The organism is Photobacterium sanguinicancri (assembly GCF_024346675.1).
Lineage (GTDB): Bacteria > Pseudomonadota > Gammaproteobacteria > Enterobacterales > Vibrionaceae > Photobacterium > Photobacterium sanguinicancri.
On the sequence record NZ_AP024850.1, the window covers coordinates 769217 to 796188 of the forward strand.

At 44.9% G+C, this 26972-nt stretch carries 26 protein-coding genes and 3 tRNA genes; 17 read left to right on the plus strand and 12 right to left on the minus strand.

Annotation, left to right across the window (positions count from 1 at the left end):
• Positions 1-82: 82 nt before the first annotated feature.
• From ushA to OCU87_RS03910, 4 genes are all read left to right on the plus strand, one after another.
• Positions 83-1756 carry a bifunctional UDP-sugar hydrolase/5'-nucleotidase UshA gene (gene ushA / locus OCU87_RS03895; protein ID WP_261857862.1) on the plus strand — a complete coding sequence of 558 codons (1674 nt, stop codon included), beginning with the start codon at positions 83-85 and terminating at the stop codon, positions 1754-1756.
• Positions 1757-1861: 105 nt separating this feature from the next.
• Positions 1862-2338, plus strand: a complete 477-nt coding sequence (gene ybaK / locus OCU87_RS03900) for a Cys-tRNA(Pro) deacylase (protein ID WP_062688148.1) — start codon at positions 1862-1864, stop codon at positions 2336-2338.
• Positions 2339-2352: 14 nt separating this feature from the next.
• Positions 2353-3270, plus strand: coding sequence for a LysR family transcriptional regulator (locus OCU87_RS03905; protein WP_062688051.1), 918 nt, complete (start codon positions 2353-2355; stop codon positions 3268-3270).
• Between the two features lie 80 nt (positions 3271-3350).
• Complete coding sequence (locus OCU87_RS03910) at positions 3351-3965, plus strand: LysE family translocator (protein ID WP_094958432.1); 615 nt, start codon at positions 3351-3353, stop codon at positions 3963-3965.
• Positions 3966-4052: 87 nt separating this feature from the next.
• Here OCU87_RS03910 and smrA read toward each other — a convergent pair whose 3' ends face one another.
• Complete coding sequence (gene smrA, locus OCU87_RS03915) at positions 4053-4634, minus strand: DNA endonuclease SmrA (RefSeq protein ID WP_261857863.1); 582 nt, start codon at positions 4632-4634, stop codon at positions 4053-4055.
• A 204-nt stretch (positions 4635-4838) separates the two neighbouring features.
• Positions 4839-4979: a DUF3149 domain-containing protein gene (locus OCU87_RS03920; protein WP_048900999.1), complete on the minus strand. Its 141-nt coding sequence runs from the start codon at positions 4977-4979 to the stop codon at positions 4839-4841.
• Positions 4980-5261: 282 nt separating this feature from the next.
• Between OCU87_RS03920 and OCU87_RS03925 the strand changes: the two genes are divergently transcribed.
• The 4 genes from OCU87_RS03925 (at position 5262) to OCU87_RS03940 (ending at position 6588) form a co-directional block, all read left to right on the plus strand.
• Positions 5262-5338, plus strand: a tRNA-Pro gene (locus tag OCU87_RS03925).
• Positions 5339-5400: 62 nt separating this feature from the next.
• Positions 5401-5477: transfer RNA gene (locus OCU87_RS03930), tRNA-Pro, on the plus strand.
• 61 nt (positions 5478-5538) lie between these two features.
• Positions 5539-5615 (plus strand) — tRNA-Pro (locus OCU87_RS03935).
• Between the two features lie 370 nt (positions 5616-5985).
• The gene (locus OCU87_RS03940; RefSeq protein WP_062688054.1) at positions 5986-6588 is read left to right on the plus strand and encodes a hypothetical protein; all 603 of its coding nucleotides are present in this window, start codon (positions 5986-5988) and stop codon (positions 6586-6588) included.
• A 151-nt stretch (positions 6589-6739) separates the two neighbouring features.
• Here the strand turns inward: OCU87_RS03940 and OCU87_RS03945 are convergent, their stop codons facing one another.
• The 3 genes from OCU87_RS03945 to OCU87_RS03955 all read right to left on the minus strand — a co-directional run bounded on the left by OCU87_RS03945 (position 6740) and on the right by OCU87_RS03955 (position 11364).
• Entirely contained in the window at positions 6740-7252 is a 513-nt protein-coding gene (locus OCU87_RS03945; protein WP_261857864.1) for a lipocalin family protein, read from the minus strand.
• Positions 7253-7307: 55 nt separating this feature from the next.
• Positions 7308-8174 (minus strand): TraB/GumN family protein, encoded by an 867-nt coding sequence (locus tag OCU87_RS03950; protein WP_261857865.1) that lies wholly within the window; start codon positions 8172-8174, stop codon positions 7308-7310.
• 220 nt (positions 8175-8394) lie between these two features.
• Complete coding sequence (locus tag OCU87_RS03955; protein WP_261857866.1) at positions 8395-11364, minus strand: heavy metal translocating P-type ATPase; 2970 nt, start codon at positions 11362-11364, stop codon at positions 8395-8397.
• 209 nt (positions 11365-11573) lie between these two features.
• Here OCU87_RS03955 and cueR point away from each other — a divergent pair, with 209 nt between their 5' ends.
• On the plus strand, positions 11574-12005 hold the full coding sequence (gene cueR, locus OCU87_RS03960; RefSeq protein WP_261857867.1) for a Cu(I)-responsive transcriptional regulator: 432 nt from the start codon (positions 11574-11576) through the stop codon (positions 12003-12005).
• 172 nt (positions 12006-12177) lie between these two features.
• Here cueR and OCU87_RS03965 read toward each other — a convergent pair whose 3' ends face one another.
• From OCU87_RS03965 to OCU87_RS03975, 3 genes are all read right to left on the minus strand, one after another.
• Entirely contained in the window at positions 12178-13032 is an 855-nt protein-coding gene (locus OCU87_RS03965; protein ID WP_261857868.1) for a co-chaperone YbbN, read from the minus strand.
• Positions 13033-13503: 471 nt separating this feature from the next.
• Positions 13504-14331 (minus strand): SDR family oxidoreductase, encoded by an 828-nt coding sequence (locus OCU87_RS03970; RefSeq protein ID WP_261857869.1) that lies wholly within the window; start codon positions 14329-14331, stop codon positions 13504-13506.
• Between the two features lie 70 nt (positions 14332-14401).
• Complete coding sequence (locus OCU87_RS03975; protein WP_261857870.1) at positions 14402-15034, minus strand: arylesterase; 633 nt, start codon at positions 15032-15034, stop codon at positions 14402-14404.
• Here OCU87_RS03975 and OCU87_RS03980 point away from each other — a divergent pair.
• Together OCU87_RS03980 and OCU87_RS03985 are read left to right on the plus strand one after the other, a co-directional pair.
• Complete coding sequence (locus OCU87_RS03980) at positions 15033-15707, plus strand: ABC transporter ATP-binding protein (RefSeq protein WP_062688061.1); 675 nt, start codon at positions 15033-15035, stop codon at positions 15705-15707. The two genes, OCU87_RS03975 and OCU87_RS03980, sit on opposite strands and share 2 nt — an antisense overlap.
• Positions 15704-18277, plus strand: coding sequence for an ABC transporter permease (locus OCU87_RS03985; protein WP_261857871.1), 2574 nt, complete (start codon positions 15704-15706; stop codon positions 18275-18277). Before OCU87_RS03980 ends, OCU87_RS03985 begins: the two co-directional genes overlap by 4 nt.
• Positions 18278-18299: 22 nt before the next feature.
• On the opposite strand, the gene OCU87_RS03990 is transcribed toward OCU87_RS03985, so the two are convergent.
• Positions 18300-19202: a TIGR01777 family oxidoreductase gene (locus tag OCU87_RS03990; protein ID WP_094957305.1), complete on the minus strand. Its 903-nt coding sequence runs from the start codon at positions 19200-19202 to the stop codon at positions 18300-18302.
• 413 nt (positions 19203-19615) lie between these two features.
• Between OCU87_RS03990 and OCU87_RS03995 the strand changes: the two genes are divergently transcribed.
• The 6 genes from OCU87_RS03995 (at position 19616) to OCU87_RS04020 (ending at position 23461) form a co-directional block, all read left to right on the plus strand.
• Positions 19616-20320 (plus strand): DUF1538 family protein, encoded by a 705-nt coding sequence (locus OCU87_RS03995; protein ID WP_390960786.1) that lies wholly within the window; start codon positions 19616-19618, stop codon positions 20318-20320.
• A gap of 13 nt (positions 20321-20333) precedes the next feature.
• Complete coding sequence (locus tag OCU87_RS04000) at positions 20334-21125, plus strand: DUF1538 domain-containing protein (protein ID WP_261857872.1); 792 nt, start codon at positions 20334-20336, stop codon at positions 21123-21125.
• Entirely contained in the window at positions 21115-21465 is a 351-nt protein-coding gene (locus OCU87_RS04005; protein ID WP_062688064.1) for a P-II family nitrogen regulator, read from the plus strand. The genes OCU87_RS04000 and OCU87_RS04005 overlap by 11 nt, the downstream gene beginning before the upstream one ends.
• On the plus strand, positions 21462-21866 hold the full coding sequence (locus OCU87_RS04010) for a CBS domain-containing protein (RefSeq protein WP_062688065.1): 405 nt from the start codon (positions 21462-21464) through the stop codon (positions 21864-21866). Before OCU87_RS04005 ends, OCU87_RS04010 begins: the two co-directional genes overlap by 4 nt.
• A gap of 62 nt (positions 21867-21928) precedes the next feature.
• Positions 21929-22480: a phosphodiesterase gene (gene yfcE, locus OCU87_RS04015; protein ID WP_261857873.1), complete on the plus strand. Its 552-nt coding sequence runs from the start codon at positions 21929-21931 to the stop codon at positions 22478-22480.
• 258 nt (positions 22481-22738) lie between these two features.
• Positions 22739-23461, plus strand: coding sequence for an SIMPL domain-containing protein (locus OCU87_RS04020; RefSeq protein ID WP_094957301.1), 723 nt, complete (start codon positions 22739-22741; stop codon positions 23459-23461).
• Positions 23462-23555: 94 nt separating this feature from the next.
• Here the strand turns inward: OCU87_RS04020 and OCU87_RS04025 are convergent, their stop codons facing one another.
• The 3 genes from OCU87_RS04025 to pta form a co-directional block, all read right to left on the minus strand.
• On the minus strand, positions 23556-23834 hold the full coding sequence (locus OCU87_RS04025) for a SelT/SelW/SelH family protein (protein WP_094957300.1): 279 nt from the start codon (positions 23832-23834) through the stop codon (positions 23556-23558).
• A gap of 45 nt (positions 23835-23879) precedes the next feature.
• On the minus strand, positions 23880-24641 hold the full coding sequence (locus tag OCU87_RS04030) for a sulfite exporter TauE/SafE family protein (protein WP_261857874.1): 762 nt from the start codon (positions 24639-24641) through the stop codon (positions 23880-23882).
• A gap of 184 nt (positions 24642-24825) precedes the next feature.
• Positions 24826-26964, minus strand: coding sequence for a phosphate acetyltransferase (gene pta, locus OCU87_RS04035; RefSeq protein WP_261858341.1), 2139 nt, complete (start codon positions 26962-26964; stop codon positions 24826-24828).
• Between the last annotated feature and the right edge of the window lie 8 nt (positions 26965-26972).

The window sequence follows — 26972 nt, forward strand, 5'->3', positions numbered from 1 at the left end:
CTACTCCTAACGGTTGCCTTTTTGAGCGCAGTAAAGAGTAGTGGCATAAAGGAATAATAATAACTGAATTAAGGTGATATTCATGAAGCAACGCCTATTTGCTAAGACTGCATTAAGTGCAGCTTTACTTGCAGTACTCAGTGGCTGTGCAAGCCAAGCTGATAGTAACGCTCCTACGTGGGATGCTGATAAAGCCTACAAAATTACTATCCTTCACACGAACGATAACCATGGCCGTTTTTGGGAAAACAAATACGGTGAGTATGGTATGGCTGCGCGTAAAACCCTGCTTGACCAAATTCGTACTGAAGTAAAAGCTGAAGGTGGCACAACGTTGCTTCTTTCTGGTGGCGATATCAACACCGGTGTACCTGAATCAGATCTTCAAGATGCTGAGCCTGATTTTAAAGGCATGAACATGCTAGGTTACGATGCAATGGCATTGGGTAATCACGAATTTGATAACCCACTTGATGTACTTCGTAAGCAAGAAGGTTGGGCTGACTTCCCATTTCTTTCTGCCAATATTTACGATAAAAAAACCGGTGAGCGTTTATTCCAGCCGTATCAAATCTTTGAACAACAAGGTATCAAAATTGCGGTTATCGGCCTAACAACGGAAGATACTGCAAAAATTGGTAACCCTGAATATATCGGTGGGGTAGAGTTCCGCGATCCTAAAGCTGAAGCGAAAAAAGTGATTGCAGAGCTGCGTGAAACTGAAAATCCTGACGTGATCATTGCCGCGACTCACATGGGTCACTATGCCAATGGTAACCGTGGTGTGAATGCGCCGGGTGATGTTGCATTAGCGCGCTACCTTCAAGAAGGCGATCTGGATATGATCGTCGGTGGCCACTCGCAAGAACCTGTGTGCATGGAAGGTCCAAACATGTACAACAAGAACTTCAAACCAGGTGATGCTTGTAAGCCTGATAGCCAAAATGGTACTTGGATTGTTCAGGCGCACGAATGGGGTAAATATGTAGGTCGTGCGGATTTCGAATTCCAAAACGGCGAACTACGTATGGTGAGCTACGATCTTGTACCAGTGAACTTGAAGAAAAAAGTGAAGTTGGCTGATGGCTCGAAAAAGCGCGTATTCATTCAAGATGAAATTGTTAAAAATGAAGAAGTGCTTGATTTCTTAACGCCTTACCAAGAAAAAGGCCAAGATCAACTTAACGTTAAGATTGCTGAATCAAACGGTAAACTGGAAGGTGACCGCGGTGTTGTGCGCTTTAAGCAAACTAACTTAGGTCGTCTGATTGCAGCATCACATATGCAGCGTGCCAAAGCAGATTTTGCGGTAATGAACTCGGGCGGTGTACGTGATTCTATTGCCGCGGGCGATATCACTTACAAAGATGTGCTTACGGTTCAACCATTCGGCAATATCGTAACTTACACTGATATGAGCGGTGCAGAAGTACTTGATTACCTTAATGTCGTTGCGACCAAGCCTATCGACTCTGGTGCTTACGCACAGTTCTACGGTATTTCAATGACGGTAGCGAATGGTCAAGTAAACAACGTGGTACTTAACGGTAAAAAGCTAGATCCTAAAGCGACATACCGTTTCACTGTGCCAAGTTTTAACGCTGCGGGCGGCGATGGTTACCCTAAATTGGCTGACCACCCAGGTTATGTAAACACTGGTTTTGTTGATGCAGAAGTCCTTAAAGAGTTCTTAGAAACAAATAGCCCTGTTGATGTGAATGCCTACGCGCCTAAAGGCGAAATCATTTATAAATAAGCGTGAATTAAATCAAAGAGAACGGCTCCTTTAGAGGAGCCGTTTTTTTATGGTTTGAAAAGCGTATGATGAAAGTATTGATTTGAACCAGCAAGAATGAAGAGCATGACACCAGCAATTAAATTAGCGAAAAAACAAGGCATCTCATATCAAGTTCATCAGTATGAACACGACCCAGCTAACACCAATTTTGGTTTAGAAGCCGCTGATGCTTTAGGGCAAGATCCGCAACAGGTTTTTAAAACACTGTTATTTGCATTAAACGGTGACCCCAAAAAGCTTGCGGTAGCAGTAGTTCCTGTCGCCGGTATGCTTGATCTTAAATCCGCGGCAAAAGCGGCGGGTGGCAAGAAAGCAGATATGGCGGATCCTGCTATTGCTGAAAAAACCACAGGGTATGTGGTCGGGGGGATCAGTCCATTAGGTCAGAAAAAGCGCTTACCAACATTTGTTGATCAATCAGCAACGGCCTTTTCAAGTATTTGTGTGAGCGCTGGTCGACGCGGGCTTGAAATTGAATTGTCTCCGCAAGATTTGGTTAAGCTAACACAAGGTACTTTTGCTCCAATAGCCAAAATTTAACAGGCTGTATATTCATGAAAAATATTAATCTTAACTTATTGGTTAGCTTGCAGGCTTTGCTGGAAGAGTGCCATGTTAGTCGTGCGGCAGAGCGGCTGCACATTACTCAGTCTGCGGTTAGCCGACAGCTTTACCAGTTACGTGATATTTTTCATGATCCCTTGTTGATTCGTGACGGTAATCGATTGTTGATGACACCCAAAGCAGAGCAACTCAAGGCAAGAGTGGATGCTGTGCTTGGTGATTGTCAGCAGATCCTTCAGCTAGATACTTTTGATCCGCAAACTTGGCGGGGCAAGGTTGTATTGTCATCATCGGATTATGTTGCGCAATATATTTTACCTGATGTGGTAGAGCTATTACGTGAACATGCACCTCAAGTCTCGGTAGAGTATCAATTATGGCAACCTGATTTTTACTCTGAATTAGGTCAGCGTGATATTCATTTATTCTCCTCCATGCTTTCTTCATTGCCTGAAGGTTTATGTGGTGAACCGATTGGTGCTGATTATCCGGTTTGCGTGATGAGTCAGCAGCATCCTCTTGCTCAGCAAAGTCAGTTATCGCTGACAGACTTTTTACGTTATAGCCATATTTCAGTTTCAGGTGGTGGTGATAAAGACAGTTTTATTGAGCAGTACTTATCGTCGCAAGGACTTCAACGGGATATTAAATTTCGAGTTCCTTTTTTTACTTCTGCATTCAATACGTTGAGTCGTAGCGATATGTTGATGGTTGTACCTGAACATATTGCGCTAAACATGAAGCCAAGCTATCCCATTCATTTTCTGCCACTTCCTATGCCTGTTGACCAGCATAAATACTGGCTAATGTGGCACCCTAAATATGATAGCGACTTGCCTCATCAATGGCTTCGCCAGCGTGTACTCACCGTGATGCGTGATTCTATGTATTCAATGAGTATGAGTTGAAGTCATAAGGTCCATGACTTTTTTTGATTTCAATTAATACTATAGTCTTGTTACTTTAGCGCCCTAACAAGGAGCGCAGCATGACACTCAGTATTTGGTTTTCTCTTTTTATTATCTGTATTTTAGGTGCGATGTCACCAGGGCCTAGTCTTGCCGTTGTGGCGAAGCACAGTCTTGCAAGTGGGCGATTACACGGCATAGTTACATCATGGGCGCATGCGATGGGTGTCGGCTTTTATGCTTTACTGACGCTATTAGGGCTTGCAGTTGTGTTGAAGCAGTCGCCAACCTTGTTTATGGCTATTGGCTATGCAGGGGCTGCGTATCTTGCGTATTTAGGTGTGAATGCACTGCGCTCGAAGGGCGGTATTGCTGCTAAGTTGAAAGCGGGGGAAACAACAAGTTTATTTGAAGCAGCACGTGATGGACTAATGATTTCATTATTAAACCCTAAACTTGCACTGTTCTTTTTAGCCTTGTTTAGTCAGTTTGTTGCGGTAGGGACCGAATCGGTTAGCCGTAGCATCATTGTTGCGACCCCACTGCTGGTGGATGGGTTATGGTACACCTTGATAGCGATAGTCTTATCGCGACCTAAAGTGCTGGATGTATTAAGAACTAAGGCTCTGTGGATAGATCGTTTATCCGGTGTGGTACTTATTCTATTAGCTTTACGTGTTGTGTATTTTGTATAAAGAAAAAGGAGCGCTAGTCGCTCCTTTTTTGATCTGGTCGATCTGAAAAGAGTGCCTCGTCCTAAAAGACATTCACGGGTTATCGAGTTAGCCTTTTTTACTCATGTGGCGCTCTCGATTTTCCAGCTTTTTCTCTGGACTCTTTTTCAACATCACATACAAAGCACCATTGCCGCCATGCTGACGAAGGGCTGAGTGGTAGCACATCACTTCACAGATTTGTTCTAGCCAAGTCGAGAGATAGCTTTTCATTAATGCAGGTGGATTAGAGCGCTCACCTTTGCCATGTATAATGATGACAGTACGAATATCCATGCGATGGCATTGTCGAAGAAAGTGCAGCACTTCGTCACGGGCTTGTTTTAATGTTTTGCGGTGAAGGTCTAACCTAGCTTGAATATCGTATTTACCTAGGCGCATTTTTCGAAATACACCTTCTTGAACACCATCTCGCTTAAATTCCAACATATCATCAGGCTGACACATTTTCGCATAATCCAACGACAGATATTCTGGATCGCTATTGGTCAGTGTTTGGGCTGCAAGGCGGCGTGCAAGATGTGCATCGGTGACTTGATGCTTTACTGTGGTTTCAATTGTATCTTGGGTGATTGGCGCAACGTCGGCCATCATCTCTTTAAAGAGATCGAGTTCATCGTTATTTGGCATGATGATATAGCTTAAGAAACGGGTGTTCTTAGTATACCTATTTGCGGAGAAAAATGATCAAAATGCAAAGCTTCAACCTGATCGAATTATCAGATTGAAGCGAAAAATAAGCCACAAGAAAAGTGACCAGGGTCAAGCTACGACTTGCGGTCGTGCAAACCATAAAGACCCCGGGTCAGCAAAAATAGATTTTGCTTAATGGCTCTAGTGAGGAGAAGGTGCCGAGAGCACTTTGTAAACAAAGAACCCGCCGAAAAAGATCATTAACCCTAACGCACCAAAGATTACAATCATTGAAGATAAGCCAACGGCATTACCGAAGAGGAGATCTAACCAAAAGTCCATGCTAATCCTTAGCGTTGTTGAGTAATGGTGACAAGATACCCAATGATAACGATTTGTTATGATGATCTAGATCAATGGTATTAAAACTGTATGCAAGTTGTACTTTGCTTTGTGTGTCAGATCACTCTAAGTGTGTGATATTGAGCAATCTGGACGTTAGATAAGCAACTGATGTTTTAAAGTGAAAAAAAATGCGTTAAGTACTTGCGTAAATTACCGTGCTGAGTATTATAAGCGACCTCAGCAGCAATCCTGTTGAGTCAGTTGATAAAACTGAATTGTCGGTGAATAGCGCAGCTTGGTAGCGCATCTGGTTTGGGACCAGAGGGTCGGGGGTTCGAATCCCTCTTCACCGACCACTCTTACTTCTGTTGGGTGTATGTCGGACAGAATAATCTGGTAAGATTTAAAATATACAGCTCGGTGAATAGCGCAGCTTGGTAGCGCATCTGGTTTGGGACCAGAGGGTCGGGGGTTCGAATCCCTCTTCACCGACCACCTTATTTCTGTTGAATGTAAGTTGAGCAGAAGAATCTGGTAGGATTTAAAACATACAGCTCGGTGAATAGCGCAGCTTGGTAGCGCATCTGGTTTGGGACCAGAGGGTCGGGGGTTCGAATCCCTCTTCACCGACCACCTTTAGAAAGCCTCGTCGAAAGACGAGGCTTTTTTCGTTAAAGCGAATGTGGATTTGTGTAGTGAATGGCTCAGTGCATAGCGTAGCTTGGTAGCGCATCGCAGCTCTGTAGAGTGGCGGACCAGAGGGTCGGGGGTTCCCTATTTTCAAAAGCAGGCTCTTTACTCTTGGCCTATTTATTAACCTCCTAAACTCTCACCACAAGACACTGTTTTAGTACGCTGATAATTAAGAACTTATTGTCTGGCTTTATGAGTCGAATGCTTTTTATTCGATTAATAGTTAATGAGCCTACTAAATAGTGCTTTTATTAGACTCCGCACATATGGGTGGTAGTATCTCAGCTCTGTATTCTTTTAAGTGTCTGTTATGAAACATGTAATCATTTTTGCTGGTATTCTTTTCGCATTGACTGGCTGTGTAACTAAAAAAATCCAACTCAATCCTGGTGCTGAAAGTGTCTCTGAAATTTCAGAACATTCTGTTCGTTTCTTAAATTGCGATTTAATTAAAACGCATACAATTCAAAATGCGCATCCTAATAATGTCGACTTAGAGCTGAAAAATGTGGCTTACGCGAGTGGTGGTAATCACTACAGTGTCGTAGAAGTACTTGCGACTAGGAAAAATCGTCCAACAAGTGTGGTTGCTGCTATCTATCAATGTGGTGAAAAAATTCAAGAGAAGAAGCCTGAACTGACAACGTCGGATGTTGCCCAGCTATTGCCTGGGGCACATTTGGTTAAAGCGATCACTTTTGCTGAAATTGAAAACGCTACCTGTAAAGTTTTGGGTACGCAGTTTATTGAGAAAACTTCACCGGAAGGCGTTTATATTAACCTTGCGAACGATACGTATATGATGTCGGGTAACCGTTATCAGATTAAGAAAATAGTGTCGACATCCGGTGGTGCACCAACGTCGGTATACGCTGATATTTACCGTTGTAAGCATCAAAGCGCACACTACTAAGTGTTTCGTGGAAAAATGATAATGAAAAAAGCCTCGTCGAAAGACGAGGCTTTTTTTTAAGCGAATGTGGACTTCTGTAGTAGATGGCGCAGTGAATAGTGCAGCTTGTTCGCGCATCGTAGCTTTGTAGAATGGCGTGAACATTCAATGACTATGAGTGTTCAACCATGATTAATTTCGAGGTATCAAATCCTTTCTTTTTAGCATCGGCGAGAAACTTCTTCATGATGCTAGGATCCACTTGCGGTGTGCGTGACAGCAGCCATAAATAATCTTTGTTATAGCCTGAAACAAAGGCGTAATCGTAATTATCTCCTAATTCGAAAACGACATACGATGAATAGAAAGGTCCCCAAAAAGAGACTTTGAGATGACCAACATCGGTTTTATCGACGAAGTAAGCTTTACCTATTGCCTCACTCCATTGTTCTTTATCTGCAGAAAATCCACGGTTAACAACATTGATTCCTTGATCCTTACGCATTTCATAAGTCGCGGTGACATTGGATAGCCCAGACTCAAATGAATGATCGAGTCTTGCCACTTCGTACCATTGGCCTAGAAAGCGATTAATGTCGAAGGCTTTTACCGGCTCTATATCATCAGGAGTATGTGTGCAGCCTGTCAGTAAAATAAGTGACAATAAAAGTGCTCTTATTTGCATGTTTAATCCTCAGATATCGAGCGTAAAATTCGAAGAATGGTAAGCGATAGAGTATTTACCATTCGCACTGTGATTGCCCACTTTGAGTGAGTAACTGAACGCTAAACCCTTCTTCTTTCAAAAGGCTAGGTAAGCCTTGTGGACCGATTAAATGAAATGCACCTACTACTAGCATGTAATTTCCCGCTGGGTATTTTTGGGTATCGTTCAGTTGTTCTACCCAATTGATATTACGCTGGTCGATCAACATAAAATCGGTTTCATCTGAGTAACTGCTAGCGGCAAATAAACTCTCGAGTTTTTCTTTATCGCCATCTTGCCAAGCCGCAATGAGACAGTCGAGTTGATCATCGACTTCATCCCAATCATTAATGGTCTCAAGCAGCATATCTAATCCATTTTTAGGTAGCTTTTTCATCATATCAAGCTGCTTAGCGACACTTTCGAGTTGATGAATAGGCATCGATTGATTAGCGGCACGTTCTAGCAAAATATAATCAATGCCTAAATCGGCTTGAAGCCCGAGGTTATAAGCAAGCGCGAGCTGAATACTCATTACGCTATACCATGGTGGAGCATAAGCCAGATCATTGGGTTTTAGCTTCAATTGTTTGGCTATTTTGTTGAGCTTTAGTGTGTCTGATTCGCTGAGTAATGAGTGGGTTAATGGTGGATTAAAGGTGAATGAAGGCATCTTGGTGTCAAGAATATTGGCTTCGACTATCAGTCCATCAGCGGCTTGCCAGTGATTAAGGAAAATTTCAGGTAGGGGGTACATATCTTGTGTACCCACATGGATCGAGCCTAAGATCGTAAATTGGCGATGGCCATCAGTAGCATGCCAAACCATAGGATCAGCAAAAGCAGAAGATGCTAAAAAAGGGAAAACGATAAACAGTTTCGTGAAGAAAGATTTCAGCATAACGCACCAAAGGTCATTGTTTAACTTAGGTATATCATAGCCCTTTAAGTTGAACAATTTATCCTTATAGTGCGTTAATGTTATGTCGACACAGTAATTTATTGCTTGGTATGAGTGTTTTTTGCTAGTGATTTTCTGAACAATGATTCACTCTTATTGGCATAACCAAAACCACCAAACAATAAATGCGATGAGTGCAACCCCGATAATGAGTACCATCTTAGCTCTCCTTTTTATTGGGTGTGAATAGGCGTAGTCGGTTAGCGTTACTGACGACCGTAATGGAAGACAAGGCCATTGCCGCTCCTGCAACGACAGGGCTGAGTAAAGTACCTGTAAACGGAAATAGTAGACCTGCAGCAACAGGGATCCCTAGCGAGTTATAAATAAATGCGCCAAAGAGATTCTGCTTCATATTGTTCAGTGTGGCTTGAGAAAGCTGTAATGCATCTGCAACGCCGTGAAGCGAGTGACGCATCAAGGTAAACTGAGCGCTTTCAATTGCGACATCACTGCCGCCACCCATGGCTAAACCAACTTCTGCTTGAGCGAGGGCTGGGGCATCATTAATACCATCTCCTACCATTGCAATTCGTTGTCCTTGTTGTTGAAGGTCGGTAATTAATTGGGCTTTTCCATCAGGCAATACACCAGCGATTACGCGATCAATTCCTGCTTGTTGCGCTATCGCTTGAGCGGTGGTTTCTGTATCGCCAGTCAACATCACCACATTGAGCTTCATCGCTTTTAAGCGGCTAATTGCCTCAGCAGAATCGGCGCGCAGTGGATCACTGACTGCAAACACACCTGCGAGGACGTGGTTTACCGCAAAGAAAACAACCGTGGCACCTGTTTGCGCTAGCTTCAGGTTGTCTGCTTGTGCCATTTCCGTCGAGATACCATGTTGCTCCAGTAGGCCGGCATTGCCGAGCTGTAGATCGTAGTGAGTATCCGTTGCAGGTGTACCAAGGCTGCCAACAACACCTAAACCCGGTATTGCTTTAAACTGAACGTTATCATTCAGTGTGAGCGATTGTGCCTGCGCTTCTTGTACAAAGGCTTTTGCAAGCGGGTGCTCTGAATGCAGCTCTAAACTTGCGGCTAACGCTAATAGAGTCTGTTTGTTGTGATTGCCATAGCTAATGGTTTCAGTAACGCGAGGTTTACCTTCGGTAATTGTGCCCGTTTTATCTAATACGACAGTATCGATGTTGGCGGCAACTTGCATCGCTTCGGCATCTCGAATGAGTACACCGTATTCCGCTGCTCTGCCAATACCGACGGTAACTGACATTGGGGTCGCTAAGCCAAGTGCACATGGACAGGCGATAATGAGCACTGTGGTTGCTGTGACTAACATATACACAGCGGAAGGTTGTGGACCAAAGTAGTACCACGCCATCGCGGTGATGGTCGCAATGATCATTACTGCGGGCACAAAGATCGCTGAAATAGAATCGGCCAATTTGGCTAATGCAGGTTTACTGCTTTGCGCTTGGCGAACCAGTTGGATGATACGCGCCAGCATAGTGTCGTTACCAATTTGTTCCGCTTTGAACAGTAGGCTGCCATGTTGATTGATGGTGCCTGCATGGATGGTGTCACCTTGTTGTTTATTCACCGCAAGTGGTTCACCTGTTAGCATGGATTCATCAATATAGGTATCGCCTTGCTCTACAACGCCATCAACGGGCACTTTTGAACCGGGACGTAAACGTACCAGCATGCCTTTTTGAACCTGATCAAGCGCGACCTCGATTTCTTCACCATTGTGAACGATGATAGCGGTTTGAGGCTGAAGATCGATCAAACGCTCAATGGCTTGAGAAGTACGCGTACGCGCTTTCGCTTCGAGTGCATGACCAAGTGTGATTAAACCAAGGATCATCGCGGACGCTTCGTAATACACGTGGCGTGCTTGTGGGGGGAACCAATCAGGTGCAATGACCACCAGAGTAGAGTAGAGCCACGCAGCCCCTGTGCCTAACGCAACCAAGGTATCCATGCTAGCGCGGTGATGAAGGAAGGCTTTATACGCATTCACATAAAAATGACGCCCCGTCGTGACTAAGAGACCTAGCGTAATTAGGCCGATTAATCCCCAACCTATTTGGCTTGCCTTTGATTCAATCATCATACTGCCACCAAATACGCCCCACGCCATCAAGGGAATACCTATGCTGAGGGCGATTATTGCATTGCGAATGTGGGTTTTATAGCTGGTGGTTTGTTGTTCTTGTTGGCGTTGGCGACGAGCGTGTTCATCTTCGCTGACTTCTGCACCGTAACCTGCTTCGATAACGGCGGTAATAATATCGATATTTACGGCAGTACCACTGACTAAAGCTGTGCGTTCGGCCAAGTTAATATTAGCGGTTTGTACCCCTGCGACACCGAGAATTGCTTTCTCTACTGAAGAAACACAGCTTGCGCATGTCATGCCGGTTAGTAAAAACTGCGTCGTTTGTTGGTTAGCTGGATCTTCAGCCTGAGTTGTTGTTTCAGTGTCATTGTTAGTATTGGCTTGATGCTGTTCTTGGTCTGTTTCTACACCTGCACTTTTAGTCACCGCCGAGGTTTCATTATCCGTGCTCGCCGTGGTATCGCGAAACTCAGGTGGTGTGACGCTGGCTTGAAAGCCTAATTGTTCAATGAGCTCAATGAGGGTGCCTGTTGTAAGGGCACTGGAAATGACAGCAGTATTTTTAGTCACACTAAACTGGCTGATATCCGCTTGTTCGCTAAGTACTTTCTCTACTTTTGCGACACACTTTCCGCAGCTTAGTCCACTGAGTGCCAAGGTGATAGTCGGCTGTTGTTCAACACGGTAACCTAAGACTGTGACAATTTCGCTGATTTCTTGCGTGGAAATAAGCCCTGAAATATCGAGTTGGTGTTTAGTGACTGTGGCTTTACTGACGAGTGGGTGTTGATCGAAAACTTGCTGCACTTTGGCAACACAGCGTCCGCATGACAAACCTGCTAGGGGTAATGAATGTTGCTGACCGACGCCATAGCCGAGATGTTCGATAGCGGTAAAGACCGTATGTAAGGGTTCTTCAGTGCTCACCCTTGCTTGCTTTGTATCAACATCGGCGGTGGTATTGGGTAGCGCAGTTAGTGCAGCCTTTATTTTATTAGCGCAGTTCATGCAGCGAACTTGGCTTAAAGGTAGATGAAATTCAGCCATAGTTTTAACCTTAATCAAATAGGTATAAGGCGGCAGTATGGTTAGCGATAACGTAAGTGAAGGTGCTAGCCCACTGTCGATTATTTACGAGTTAGGCATAGAATAAACCTTCCATCAACTGGAAGGTCAACAGTATTTATGCAATGCTAATAAACATGGCTGTGATGGATGTTTACGTGTGATTGGCGTGTAAAACAAAAGGTGAAAAAATGAACATTAGCGATATAGCTAAAAAAACCGATTTGAGCACCAAGACGATTCGGTTTTATGAAGATAAAGGCATTATTAGTTCACCGCAGCGGGCGAGTAATGGTTATCGCCGCTATAACGAGAGCCACATTGCCGAACTCAATTTGATTCGACGTGCGCGTTTGGTTGGATTTACCTTGGATGAAGCGAAAGCCTTGCTGGGATTATCTCGTGATCCTGAGCGAAAAAGTGCCGATGTGAAAGAGAAGGCGCTAGAGAAGTTAGTGGAAATCGATCATAAAATAGCTGAGCTACAACAGATGAAGCACACCTTGGAAACTTTAACCAATCAGTGTCCAGGTAATGAAGGGGCGGTTTGTCCAATTATTGAAGGATTACAAAATCCGTCGTTCCTATCATCGCCCTGCTGCAATGCGAAAGAAGCGTTGTAAGTTATGGTTTTAAACCAATCTAAATAACAGATAATTACTTTTTTAGGTTGATGTGAAATAAATTAATGTATAAAAATCAAATCAATAGATGCAAAAAAGCCATATTAAAGATGGCTTTTTTGACAGAAAAGTGACCACTTAATACATGGTTAACTTTGGACGATTAGTGGCATTAGTACAGTAGCGAGTAAAGCTGGCGACGGTACAGTGCGGCAATCGCATTCCCTTGACCAAGGGCGGCAAGGATGTCCATCATCGTTTTTTTCGCATTGCCATCTGCGAAGTTCATGTCTTTTCGCAGTAAACCAATCAACAATTCTAATGACTCTTCTTGGCGGTTCACTTGGCTGTATTGTAGTGCAAGCTCGTAGGCAACGTGTTTATCACTAGGGTCTGCAGCTAGTTTTTCTTCGAGTAAGCGAATTTCAGGTGACTCACTTGCTTGTTTATGAAGTTCTAGTTTTGCCATCAGGCCTTTATATTTAGCATCTTGATCTTGCATGGTAATGGTTGCAAGTAAGGTTTCTGCTTCATCAAATTGCATCGTTTCAACTAAACATTCTGCAATCGCAAGTGTGACAATAGCTTGTTGTGGGAACTTAGGTGCAAGCTCTCTTAGTATCGGCAGTGCTTGATTAAAGGCTTGGGTATCAACCAAATTCAACGCTTGTTTTAGCGCAATTTCATCTTGGCTTGGTAAATGTTTTGCCAGCATGGTACGAAGACTATCTTCTGTTTGTGGGCCAGCAGAGCCGTCAGCTGGTTGACCATTTTTGAAGAGGGCAACAGTAGGAAGGCCACGAACGCCAAATTGTTGTGCGACTGCTGGTTGCGCTTCACAGTTCAATGTTGCGACGGTGAGTAAACCTTGGTACTCAGCAGCCAGCCTATTGAGTAAAGCGTTAACTTCAATAGTTTCAGGCATTGATGGCGCCCAAAAGCTAATAGCAACAGGAGTCTGCATTGATTGCTCAATAACTTGCTGTAAATTTTGTTCGTTGATTTCGATAGCTGAGTTTTGGTACATGCCATTCATTCCATAAACTGTTTGATACTCACTATATGGGGATCGTGGCGTTAATATCAAGGGGATGCTGGGGGGCTAAAAAGCAAAAAGGAGAGCGAGGCTCTCCTTTTAACCGTTAAAGGTTAGAAGCAATGCAAGTGTCACACAAACACAAAGCATATTTAACTGTCGTAAGGACATGAGCGTTCCTCATAATGTTCTTTTTATAATTAATAGTTGCGGTGTAGCTATCTCTGATAGTGACTAATTTACAATCACTCTATGACAGTAATATTACGTTAGTGGTACTTTTTGATTAAATCGCGCTATATCGGACTAGAAAAGTTATTTAGCTAACTTTAGAAGGCTACATATGAGCATATGGGTTAAATAGAGTGTTATTTTAGGATTGTGTTCATGATGGATAAGTCATGATAAAGACCATCACAAGTATTATGAATGGTCTTTGCTTTAGGCTATGCGGTGTCTGGCTTAGACGCTTTTACTTAGTATTTTATCGAGTATGCTAGAAGGTAGCACTCTGCGTAAGAAACCAAAGAGATATGTTGGCTGTGTGACAAAATAGCGAGCCTTTGGCTTATCACTGCCAATTATATGTAATAAAGGGCGTAAAACGGCTTCTGATGTCAGTGTAAATTTATTAGATGGTGAAGATTTACCCAATCGTTCCAGTGTCTTATGGTAATTATCAATATGGCGAGACTCATCAATATTGATGTGTTTTTCGAATGCATTTTTCGCATTTTCACGGAAGTGACTCTCGATGGGGCCGGGCTCAATCAAGCAGACCTTGATTGGTGTATCCATTAATTCAAGACGCAATGTGTCGGTATAGCCTTCAAGGGCGAATTTACTGGCATTGTATGCCCCGCGATATTTCATTGCGACTAAACCCAGCACTGAGCTGTTTTGAACAATTTTACCACTGCCTTGCTTGAGCATGAGGGGAATAACGGCTTGTGTGAGTTCATGCCAACCAAATACATTGGTTTCAAACTGTTCACGTAAAGCTTGAGTGGGAAGATCTTCTAACGCGCCCGCTTGGCCATATGCGCCGTTATTAAACAACACATCTAATTTACCTTCTGTCAGTGCAAGCGCTTGTTTTAGGCCTTGATGAATCGAATCTGTATCTGCTAAATCAAGTTGAACACATTGCAAACCTTGAGATTGCAATTCATCGACATCATGTTGTTTTCGGCAACTGGCTACTACGTTATAACCCGCTTTATGAAGGGCAAAGGCACAGTGGCGACCAATACCTGTACTGCAGCCAGTGATTAAAATTGAGCTTGTCATGTGCTTCCTGCTTTTATTATTTATCATGAATCTATTGGCGAATAGATAAAGGGAGTTTGCTTTTTTCTACCTAATTGCCGCTATTATTGATTTCTAATACTTTAATAATTTCTGTCGCCATGTAACCCGCGATCCACGGCTGTGCTTCCGCTTTCGGGTGAAGGCCATCATCCATCATCCACTCTTGCTTCAAAATCACCTCTTCAAGAAAAAAGGGCAGCAAAGGCGACGAATATTCCTGACTTAACGCTGGGTAGAGTGCGCTAAACAGCTGGCTGTATCGTTTACCATAATTAGGGGGAACTTGAATTTGCATTAGCAAGCTCTGAGCGCCACTGGCTTGAATGTCTTCGATCATCATCGCTAAATTGTTACGAATCGTTTTAGGAGGAAACCCTCGTAAACCATCATTCGCACCTAGCTCGATTATGACGTAATCTGGTTGATGACGGTCTAATAGGGTTGGCAGCCTTGCGAGTCCATTGCCTGTGGTATCCCCAGAGATACTGGCATTGATGACAGTTAAGTCATGGCCTTGCTGGCGAAGTTTGGGCTCAAGGAGTATTGGCCAACTTTGTTCAGCACGCATGTTGTAACCCGCGCTTAGGCTATCTCCTAGCACCATTAAGGTGCCACAGTATCCAGTTATCGATACTAAGGGCAGCGTAAAAATAAAAATTAAAACTGAAAGGAATCGTTTCATGTCTACATCCGTGATTAAAGCTGTGTCCGTATCTAAGCACGTGGCTACGACAACATCGTCTATTACTATTCTGCAGGATGTTTCGCTTGAGGTCGAGCAGGGTGAAAGCATTGCATTGGTTGGCGTCTCTGGTGCTGGTAAATCAACCTTAATGACCTTACTGGCTGGGTTGGATATTCCCACGTCTGGTGATATTGAATTGTTGGGGCAATCATTAACGACGTTAGATGATGAAGCACGCGCGGCTTTACGCAGTGAATCGATTGGTTTTGTTTTTCAAAGTTTTTTATTAATCCCTTCGTTAACGGCACTTGAGAATGTGCTCTTACCTGCGATTATCCGTGGTGAAGAGGGTGATGCCACTCGTGCAATGGAGCTGCTTGCCCAAGTGGGCTTACAAGGGCGTGAAACGCATTTACCGACCCAGCTATCAGGTGGAGAGCAACAACGTGTCGCCTTGGCGCGTGCATTTATTACCAAGCCAAAAATCCTGTTTGCCGATGAGCCAACGGGTAACCTCGATCAGCATACCGCCAGTACCATTATTGAAATTCTTTTTGCGTTAAATCGCGATCATGGCACCACGTTAGTCTTGGTTACTCATGATCCGCAATTAGCGCAGCGTTGTGATCGCGTAGTCCGTATTGAAGGCGGTATGGTGGCAGCAGCATGAGTGAGCTTAGTGAAACATCGGTAACAACACGGCAGCGTACGCCGCATTTATTATCTCGTTGGAGCTGGCGAGAGTTATGGCAAGGGCAGTTATGGCCTGTCGCAGTGGCATTAACGCTCATTATTGCGTGCGTGTTTGCGCTGTCGGCACTTGTTGTGCGGGTCGAGAAGATCATGACGGATCAGGGGCGATCCGTGTTAGCAGCAGATTTGGTTCTGGTGTCGGGTAACCCGATTGATGATGACACTCTGGCCTCCGCATCGCAGCGCGGTTTAACCGTATCTAAGCAAACTCGATTCGGTACGATGGCATTTAGCGATGAAAATATGCAGCTAGTCAGCGTAAAAGCGGTAGCCAATGATTTTCCGTTACGTGGCAATTTAGCCTTGTCGTCTGGCGAGGCGGCAAGTGTTCAGTCACAGCATGTGCAGCCGGGCGAACTTTGGTTAGCTGAACGGTTATTTTCATTACTCGCGGTGAAAGAGGGTGATGAAGTCATGATAGGTGATGCGCAGTTCACCGTTTCAGGCTTAATCGCACAAGACCCTGAATTATCTTTTAATCCATTCAGTCAGATGCCCGCGGTGCTTATTCACTATGATGATATTGCACGTACGGGGGCGGTACAGCTTGGTGGTCGAGTGCAATATCGGGCGTATTTTGTCGGAGCTGATGCTGTTCTTTCTCCGTTTAGACAGAGTATTGAACTGCAAGCGGGTCAGCGATGGATCAGTGAATCAACCCAAGGGCGAACGGGTGATTTGATTGATAGAGCTCGTCAATATTTATCCTTGACCCTCATTTTGGTCATTATCATGGCCAGTGCCACCTTGGTTCTTACCTGTCAGCACTACACCGCTAGCCGTCGAGAAACGGTTGCTATGATGAAAAGCCTTGGTGCACGTAAGGCATGGTTATGGCGTTGGTTGGCTGGTCAGCTATTGATGCTATTTGCTTTTGCGGCTGTGCTGGGTGTCGGTTTAGGGGCTTTACTGGAGACTTTATTACGGTTGCCATTAGGGGATATTTTACCCGATCCGCTACCGCCAATGGGGTTGACTCCCTTACTCACCAGCGTGTTGGTGGCCTTGTTGGTTGCGATACCAGGGATGGGGATTTCATTAATTAAACTTGTGAATACCCCTGCCATTGCTGTTATGCAGCCTGAAGGCTCTGCGCAATCCGGTTCAGGGTTATTGAATACAAGCCTATTGAATACAGGGCTATCGAATACAAGCCAACTATCACCCTGGCGCTTTGGATTGGTGTTATTGCCCCTTGGTGCTTTATTGATTTGGTTTGGCGATAACACCTTGATGTGGTTAACCCTATTAGGGCTAGCCGTTATGCTGATCTTACTTGCAGCAATCGGTGTTGCTGTCGTGGCGTTATTACGGAAAAAACGTTGGGGGCCAGCGATGCAGTTGGCACTGAGCCGTATTGGTCGAAGTCCTTTAGCGACAGGAGCACAGTTAGCAGCATTAACAGCGTCGCTGATGTTACTGGCGGTGATATGGCTGCTACGAACAGATTTGCTCGCGGATTGGCAGCAAACCTTGCCACCTGATGCACCGAATGTGTTTGCTCTCAATATTAGTGAAGCGGAAACTCAGCCTTATTTAGCCGCGTTAGATGCACAAAATATTGAACATTCCTCGATGTACCCTGTTATTCGCGGGCGTCTTGTTGCCGCCAATGGCGAGCAATTTCTTAAGGGTACTCAGATTCCGCAAGATAATAAAAATGCGCAAGCGAGCGGTGATCAAGCCCAGTCGGATGAAGCCCAGCCGGATGAAGCATTACGCCGTGAGTTAAATTTCACATGGCGCGAATCGCCACCCGTACATAATCAAATTATAGCGGGAGCATGGGGCGGTGAAGGGACGGTATCGGTTGAACAAGGCATTGCAGAACGCTTGAGCATTCAAGTCGGCGATGAGCTGGCATTTACCGTTAACAGCCAGCCATTTTCAGCGGTCGTTGGCAGTATCCGTCATGTTGAGTGGCGTAATATGCGACCTAATTTTTATTTTATCTTCTCGCCAGATGTGGTGGCAGAGCTCCCTGCGACCTTCTTAGTCAGCTTTCGGATTGGCTCAGATCAGAGTCCTTTGCTCAATCAACTGGGTCGTGACTACCCAACGGTAAGTCTGATGGACTTACGGACCATGGCATCACGTATCCAGTTAATGTTACAGCAAGTGTCACTGTCGCTATCTGTACTGGCTGCGCTGGGGGTGGTGAGTGGGTTATTACTGGTACTGACGTTATTACGCCTTGGTTTGTCGCAGCGTCAGCAAGAGATGAAGCTCTATCGTACTTTAGGGGCGAGCCGTCAACGGATCAGTGCAACGGTATGGTCTGAATACGGCATGATGGCACTGATTGCCGGTGTGATGGCAACCTTGGGGGCTGAGAGCATGGTGGCTGCCTTAGTGTACTTTGGGTTTGAGCTCACACCGCAATGGCACCCGTTGCTTTGGTTAGGTTTACCTGTGATCGCTGTAGGGCTGGTATTGGCATTAGCGCAAAGTATGCTGCCTAAATTGCTCCAGCCGCTAAAAAATTAGGTGTTAGCCACATTGTGAGCGGCTATTTCACGGTATGAAGGGTTTCTTTTAAGGCGTGTTCCAGTTCTGGAAAGCAAAATTTAAACCCTTCTGCTTCAAGTCGAGCAGGGAGTGCGCGTTGACTGTCGAGTAACAGGCAAGCAGATTCCCCAAGCCCCATTTTAATCAGCCACTCTGGGGTGCTTAGAACATGGGGGCGGTGCAATACTTTGGCTAATGTCTGGCTAAATTGCTTGTTGGTGACAGGTGCTGGCGCGGTAAAGTTAAATGGCCCCTTTGCTGTCGGGTGCTTCAATAAAAATAGAATACCTTTCACCATGTCTTGCAAATGGATCCAAGGAAAATACTGACCGCCACCACCAATAGGGCCACCTAAACCAAGTTGATAAGCGGGTAGCATTTTGGCTAACGCACCGCCATGCCTTGCGAGCACAATGCCAGTGCGAAGTAAACAGACGCGGGTTTGATCTGACTGCGCTTGCAATGCGATATCCTCCCATTTCTGGCAGACATGATGGGCAAAATCATCTTTGTTTACTTGCAGATTCTCATCAAACATATCTTCTTTTTGGTCGCCATAGATACCAACAGCTGAACCACTAATGAAAATGTGGGGTGGGTTGTGTCCTGCCTTTAATTTGTTCACCAGTTCTTGGGTGATGTGCCAGCGGCTATCGCAAATCTTTTGTTTCTGTTTTTCGCTCCAGCGTTTATTCACGATAGGTTCTCCCGCCAGATTAATAACGGCATCAAAACTATCGAGGTTGTCTAATTCAATGAGCTGGTTAATGACTTTTATATGATGACCTAAACGTTGATAAGCGCGGGTGGTATCTCGGGTTAGGACGGTCACCTGATCATGGTTGAAGTGAGGAAGAAGCGCTTTGCCGATAAACCCTGTCCCGCCTGTTATTAGTATGTTCATTGTAACCTCTCCCTTCCTTCAAATGCCGTGTGGGTATTCGTTTGTAACTGCCTTCGGGCTGATACTAGATGATACCCCGATAATGCTTTGATAGATCACCAGTTTGTATCTGGATGTATGACGTTATGATTTTGGTGCGAAGTGATTATCAGCAGGCTAAGTATAACGGAGATGTAAAAATCGAATTTGAAAGGAAAACAATTGAGGGGAAACTTTTGGATACGAGACCATTTTAGAATGGCTAAAAACCATATTAATAACAAGGGATAAATTTAACAATAATCATATTTGTGTGCTACTTCGCGCTGTCTACATTTCAAATTGTAACCTAGTGTAAATTAGCACTATCACTACAGTATGAAGGCATCATAAAGGAGTGATGAGTGAAAGGATTCACGGCATTTTTACAGTCCATGCTTTCTAGTCTGCGCGATTTATTACCCATTATTGTGGTGATAGGATTTTTCCAGCTTATTGTCTTACAGCAGCCTCTTCCTCAGCTTGGCACTATCAGCTTTGGCTTACTGCTGGTGGTACTTGGCCTAACGTTATTTGTGATCGGTTTAAACATGGGATTGTTTCCCATCGGCGAATCGATGGCGCAAGCATTTGCCCGTAAAGGGAGTGCAGCGTGGTTGTTATTTTTTGCATTTTGTCTGGGTTTTGGTACCACGATAGCGGAACCTGCGTTAACTGCTGTGGCATCTGAAGCGGCGTACGTAGCTGCTGAAGGGGGCATGATTGCGAGCAATGAAAGTGCGATGCAGGACTATGCTTCAGGATTACGGTTAACCGTTGCCTTATCGGTTGGAGTCGCAATTGTATTAGGGGTATTGCGGATTTTAAAAGGTTGGTCAATTCAAAGAATGATCATCGGCGGTTACTCGTTAGTCATGGTGATGACATGGTTTGCCCCCCCAAGCATTATCGGTATTGCTTATGACTCGGGTGGTGTAACGACATCCACCATTACCGTTCCCTTAGTCACCGCCCTCGGCGTCGGCTTGGCTTCATCCATTAAAGGCCGAAACCCTATGGTTGACGGCTTTGGTTTGATTGCTTTTGCTTCCTTAACGCCCATGATCTTTGTGATGGCGTATGGCTTATGGTTAGCTTGAAAGGAGTGTTGATATGAGCCTACTTGCTACCACCGCCCAGCACTTTCTATCGACTTTCATAGGCACTGTCCGTGATGTTATGCCGATCGTGATCATTATGTTTGGTTTCCAGTTTGCGGTATTGCGCCGCCCAGTCAAAAATTGGCGCAAAGTTGCCACTGGTTTTGTGCTGGTTATTTTTGGCTTATCTTTTTTCCTTATGGGGCTAGAGTTAGCGCTATTTCCTCTAGGGGAGTCGATGGCTCAGCAACTCACGGCGCCTGCTTTTTTGTTTGATAGTGATGAAGTGATCCCATTACACATTGATTGGTCTGAGTATTATTGGATTTACCTATTTGCTGCTGCTATTGGTTTTAGTACGACTATTGCCGAACCTTCATTGATTGCGGTGGCCATTAAAGCTAACCAAGTATCGGGTGGAACCATTAAAGTTAATGGACTGCGTATTGCGGTTGCGCTTGGTGTTTCCATGGGGATTGCACTGGGGAGTTACCGTATTGTCGTAGGTGACCCGCTGCATTATTACATTTTGGTTGGTTATATCATTGTTGTCATTCAGACCTTTTTTGCACCCAAAATGATAGTGCCACTGGCGTATGATTCTGGTGGAGTGACCACTTCAACAGTGACCGTACCGATTGTGACAGCATTGGGACTAGGGCTTGCCTCTACTGTCCCAGGACGAAATCCGATGTTAGATGGTTTTGGTCTGATTGCGTTTGCGAGTTTGTTTCCGATGATGACAGTGATGGGCTATGCCCAGTTATCGGTATGGCGAGAAAGGAGATCGGAAAATGCGCTTTAAATTGATAGTCGCGTTTGTTGAAGATGATAAAACTGATGCAGTGCTTGATGCCGCGCGTGCTGCTGGTGCAACGGGGGCTACGGTAATTAATAACGCCCGCGGAGAGGGGCTTCACAAAAAAACCACTTTCTTTGGCTTGTCGTTAGAAGTTCAGCGCGATGTTATTTTATTTTTAGTGGAAGAACACCTTGCGCGCCATATCCTCGAAACTATCGAGCAAGTCGGCGAGTTTGATTCGGCATCGGGGCAGGGGATTGCGGTTCAAATTGATGTAGAAGATGCCGTTGGCGTTGCTCATCAAGTCGAGCAACTCACTAAAGTTGTGGAGGATAAATTATGAGTGATGCAGCGATCGTTAGAGTACGTGATGTCATGATGAACACTTATGCCATGGTTGAAGGTGTGACGACAGTGGCAGAGGCTATTGGCATTGCTAAACACCAACAAGTGAAAGCATTGATAGTGAATAAGCGGGATGCTGATGATGAATTTGGCATCGTCTTAATGAACGATATCGCCAAAAATGTGTTAGCGAAAGACCGTTCACCCAAACGGACTAATGTGTATGAAATCATGACTAAGCCTGCGTTATCTGTCAGTGGTTCGATGGATGTTCGCTATTGTGCGCGGTTATTTGAACGCTTTGGGGTGAGTCGTGCACCAGTGATCGAAGATGGTAAAGTTTTGGGGATGGTCAGTTATAACAACATCGTACTGAATGGCATGCTGCGGGACGAATAGCAATCATAGTGTGAAGGGCGTAACATACTTTGCATTCGGTATTGATTGTATTTATACGACTTATGAAATTGTTTTTTGCTTCAGATTTACACGGCTGTGCTGAGAGCACCCGTACCATGTTGGCTGCGTTTGAACAAAGTGGTGCTGAGCACTTAGTCTTATTGGGTGATGTTTTAAATCATGGCCCTCGCAATGCCTTGCCAGCGGGCTATGCACCGATAGAAGTCGCAGAGCAGCTGAACCAATATGCTGATCGTATTTTGGCGGTACGTGGCAATTGCGACAGTGATGTTGATCAAATGCTACTCGACTTCCCTATGATGGCGGATTACAACTGGGTATTGCTGCCAACGGGGCGCCGCTTATTCCTAACTCATGGTCACCTTTACCATGCGGACAAACACCCTCGATTACGCCAAGGTGATGTGATTGTTTCGGGTCATACGCATTTACCTGTAGCGCAAGCACACGGTGACTATTTTGCGTTTAATCCGGGCTCGACAACGATTCCGCGGGGTGAGCATCAAGCGAGTTATGGTCTGTTAGAAGACAAGACATTGTCGGTAATGAGCTTTACTGGCGAGACCTTGTGTTCAGTAGCGTTGAGTGATTAACGTCGCGGAGAGTCGCGAATAAAAATGATAACAGTAAGCGCACCTCGGTGCGTTTTTTTGTGGCTGCAATCCCCCCTGATGGTATTGAATGATAATGGGATCTGTCAGTAATACTCGGCTTTTACGTGTTTTGGGATGAGGTTCGTAGGCTTTGACAGAAACCTAACATGCAGCGCTAGAACAATAAGCATAAAGGTGCAATGCTTAGTGACATTAGCGTAACATTAATGTGCGCGGCAACGTATGAATAGGCAGAATATGAACAAGAATTTATTAGGGATAGCGCTTGGTGGTTTGTTGATTGCGTCGGGATTAGGCGCGAGTGGCTATTTCATAGGCCAGACGATGTATAACGCCAAAGTAGCAATGAATACGGCTGAAGTGAAAGGTCTAGCTGAACAGCGTGTTGAGGCGGACGTCGCAAACTGGTCGCTAAGTTTTTCTAACCAAGTGAAGAGTAAAGCAGAGATCCCTTCACTGTATCAACTCGCCGAAAAGCAGCAGCAAGAAATCGTCGATATACTGAAAGCTAATGGTTTTACTGATGAAGAAATTACTGTTGGTCTGATTGATTACAGTACCTATGAATACCGTGATGAAAACCAAGTGGTTGTCGAACAAGATCATGATCTAACGGGTACCATTAGCTTAGAAACGACCAAGATCCATGAAATAGCCAAGGTGCGTGCTGCGGTCAATAAGTTGATTGCTAAGGGCTACAATATTTCGAATCATGCTCCGACATATCGGTTTACCAAGCTGAACCAAATAAAGCCTGAAATGCTGAAAACTGCCACTAAAAATGCGCGTATCGCTGCTAATGAATTTGCTGAAAATGCCGGTGTTAAAGTGGGCAGCATTCGTACTGCTCGTCAGGGGAATTTTTCGATCACCGATGCTGGGCAGGAATACGGTGACTTGTATAAAATCGAAAAAGACATTCGAGTGGTCACCAGTATTGAATTTTACTTAACGGAATAGCGTGATTTTACTTAATTGAGTAGTACGGACAGTTGGCGGTGAAATGTGTTCACCGCCCGTTGCTTTATTCTTCTATTGTTACTAGCTATTACTACTACTTGCTATCCGAGTGTCCCAAATCGCGTTTGGGATCGATAATATCGCGTACTCGCTGCTTCAATATCTTCGCTTCAGGAAAGCCACCGTCGGCTTTACGTTCCCATATTTGCTCACCATTACATAAGATACGAAAGTGACCACCTGTATCTGGGTGGAGGCTGACGGTTTCTATCTCTTCGCTAAACGTATGCAGTAACTCTTGGGTGAGCCAAGTTGAGCGCAGCATCCAGTTACATTGACGGCAGTAGTAAATATCAATTTTTGCTTTTTCCATATCGTGATCTTCCAATACGTTTAATTCATACGCTAAAGCTAATGACTAAAAACCAAGTAGTAATTTGAAGCCAATAACAAAAGTCAGTAGTTCAAAGCACCGCTTGATCAAGCGGTTACTTTTTTGTGTCGCAAGGTGGGCGCCAAGGTAGCCACCTAACAGTGAGCCAAGTAATAGCACAGGGATCCAAGGCCAAAATATTTTCGCGCCTGCAACATACATGGTGACAGCACCAATACCGTTCCAAAATAACCCGACGCTAACGAGTGTCAGAGCCACTGCTTTTTTGTAATCAAAGCCGAACCATCGCACCAAAAATAGCGTGACAAACAAACCTGTCCCTGCAGTGAGTGAGCCATTAAGGATCCCGATCAAGGCCAAACCTAGCCCACCTATGATCATGCCGATTCTATTACGGTGCTGAAGTTGTTCAGTTTGACCGAGCTCTTTTTGAAACAGTGAATAGATACCTAGCCCTAAAATTAAGCTGCCAAGTAAGGCTTCAGCAATTCGCCCTGGTACAAAAAGGATTACATTAGCCCCTAGGATGACCCCAAGCGATCCAGCTGCCACTACATAAGAGGTTAAAGCCCAGTTTAACGAGCCTGATCGAATATGTTTGATGGCGGCACCGACACCAAGGGCGACACTGGCGACTTTGTGAGTGGCAAGGGCAATACTAAAAGGGAGACCAAGAAAGATCAGTAGTGGAAATTGGATCAGACCTGCACCACCACCTGAGAGGGAGGCAAGGGTATTTGAAATCAGTGAGCCGATAAACAGGCCAAGGGTGTTGATGACATCCATGAAAGTACAAGCTTATCCGTAAGCGTAATAGCGTGTTAATTAGCATACGGACTGATGTGCAATATTGGAATGGTTATGGATACTGATACTAAAAACTAATATTGGGCATGATAAAAGAGAGGCATAAAAAAACGCCCCCATCAGAGATGGAGGCGTTCAAGTGGCAGTTAGTCGTTAAAAACGATTAAGCGCCAGCTTCTTCAGCTTGTTTAGCCTGAATCGCAGTAAGTGCAACTGTGTATACGATATCGTCTACTAGTGCGCCACGAGAAAGGTCATTTACAGGCTTACGCATGCCTTGCAGCATTGGACCGATAGATACTAGGTCTGCTGAACGTTGTACTGCTTTGTAAGTCGTGTTACCCGTGTTTAGGTCTGGGAATACGAATACAGTCGCTTTACCCGCTACTGGCGAGTTAGGCGCTTTAGAAGCAGCAACGTTTTCCATGATTGCAGCATCGTACTGTAGAGGACCATCGATGATTAGATCAGGACGTTTCTCTTGAGCAATGCGAGTTGCTTCACGTACTTTATCTACGTCTGCGCCTTTACCAGAAGTACCAGTAGAGTATGAGATCATAGCAACGCGTGGTTCGATACCGAATGCTTTCGCTGAATCTGCAGATTGAATTGCGATTTCAGCAAGTTGCTCAGCGTTTGGATCTGGGTTGATTGCACAGTCACCGTATACCAGTACTTGATCAGGCAGAAGCATGAAGAATACTGAAGATACGATAGATGCATCAGGTGCAGTTTTGATGATTTGGAACGGAGGAACGATAGTGTTCGCCGTAGTGTGAACAGCACCAGAAACTAGGCCGTCCACTTCATCGTTTTCTAGCATCATAGTGCCAAGGAAAACTGAATCTTGCAGTTTTTCACGTGCAACAACATCAGTCATGCCTTTCGCGCCACGTAGCTCAACAAGACGAGCAACGTAGTTTTCGCGTACTGCTTCAGAATCGATGATAGTTACGCCAGCACCAAGTACAACGCCTTGTTGCTCAGCAACACGCTTGATTTCTTCTGGGTTACCAAGAAGTACACATTCAGCAATACCGCGCTCAGCACAGATAGCCGCAGCTTTAACTGTACGTGGCTCATCACCTTCAGGAAGAACAACACGCTTAGCCGCTTTACGAGCAAGTTCAGTTAGTTCGTAACGGAATGCTGGTGGGCTTAGGCGACGCTCTTTCGTTGAACCTTCAGTTAGCGATTCAATCCACTGACCATCAATGTGGCTAGCCATGTATTCGTTAACGAATTCAACACGCTCTTTATCGTCCGCTGGTACTTCTAGGCTGAAGCTTTGAAGGTTTAGCGATGTCTGCCAAGTGTTACCTTGAGCAGTCATAACTGGAAGACCAGTTTCGAATGCGCGCTCACAAAGATCAGTTACTGCTTTAGGTAGCTCGTAGCCGCCAGTAAGTAGTAGAGCACCGATTTCAACACCGTTCATTGCAGCAAGACATGCAGCAACGATAACGTCAGGACGGTCTGCAGAAGTTACTAGCAGTGAACCTGGACGGAAGTGTTCAACCATGTGAGGGATAGAGCGTGCACAGAAAGTGATGCTCTTAATACGACGAGTCGCGATATCACCTTCGTTGATGATTTCAGCGTTTAGGTGCTTCGCCATGTCTGTTGCACGTGTTGCGATTAGCTCTGGGCTCCAAGGTGCACAACCAAGTACACGGATAGGGCTAGAGTTGAACACTTGCATAACTTCAACGTTTGAAGGAACAGTACCTTCAGCATCGTCAAAGATTTCAGATAGGTCAGGACGAGTACGGCCGTCAGCATCTACAGGTGCGTTTAGTTTGTTAACGATAACGCCAGAGATTTGCTTGTTTTTCGTGCCGCCGAAGTTAGAACATGCTACTTCGATACGCTCTTTAAGTTGTGATGGGTTGTCTGTACCCGGAGTCACAACGAATACGATTTCCGCATCCAGCGTTTTAGCAATTTCATAGTTAATCTGGTTCGCAAATGGGTGCTTGCGAGTTGGTACTAGACCTTCGATTAATGCAACTTCAGCATTAGCTGTCGCTGTTTTGAAACGTGCAACGATATCTTCTAGAAGAACATCGCTTTGGTCGTTACGAAGAAGCTCTTCAGCACGAGCCATTGATACAGGATCTGCAACGTTCATGTCGCTGTTTGCGCGAATGATCGTTGTTGTTAGATCTGGCTGATCGCCACCGTGACGCGGTTGAGCGATAGGCTTAAAGAAAGAAACACGAACGCCTTTGCGCTCCATTGCACGAACAACACCAAGACTAACGCTTGTTAAGCCAACACCAGCGCCAACTGGGATAAGCATAATAGTAC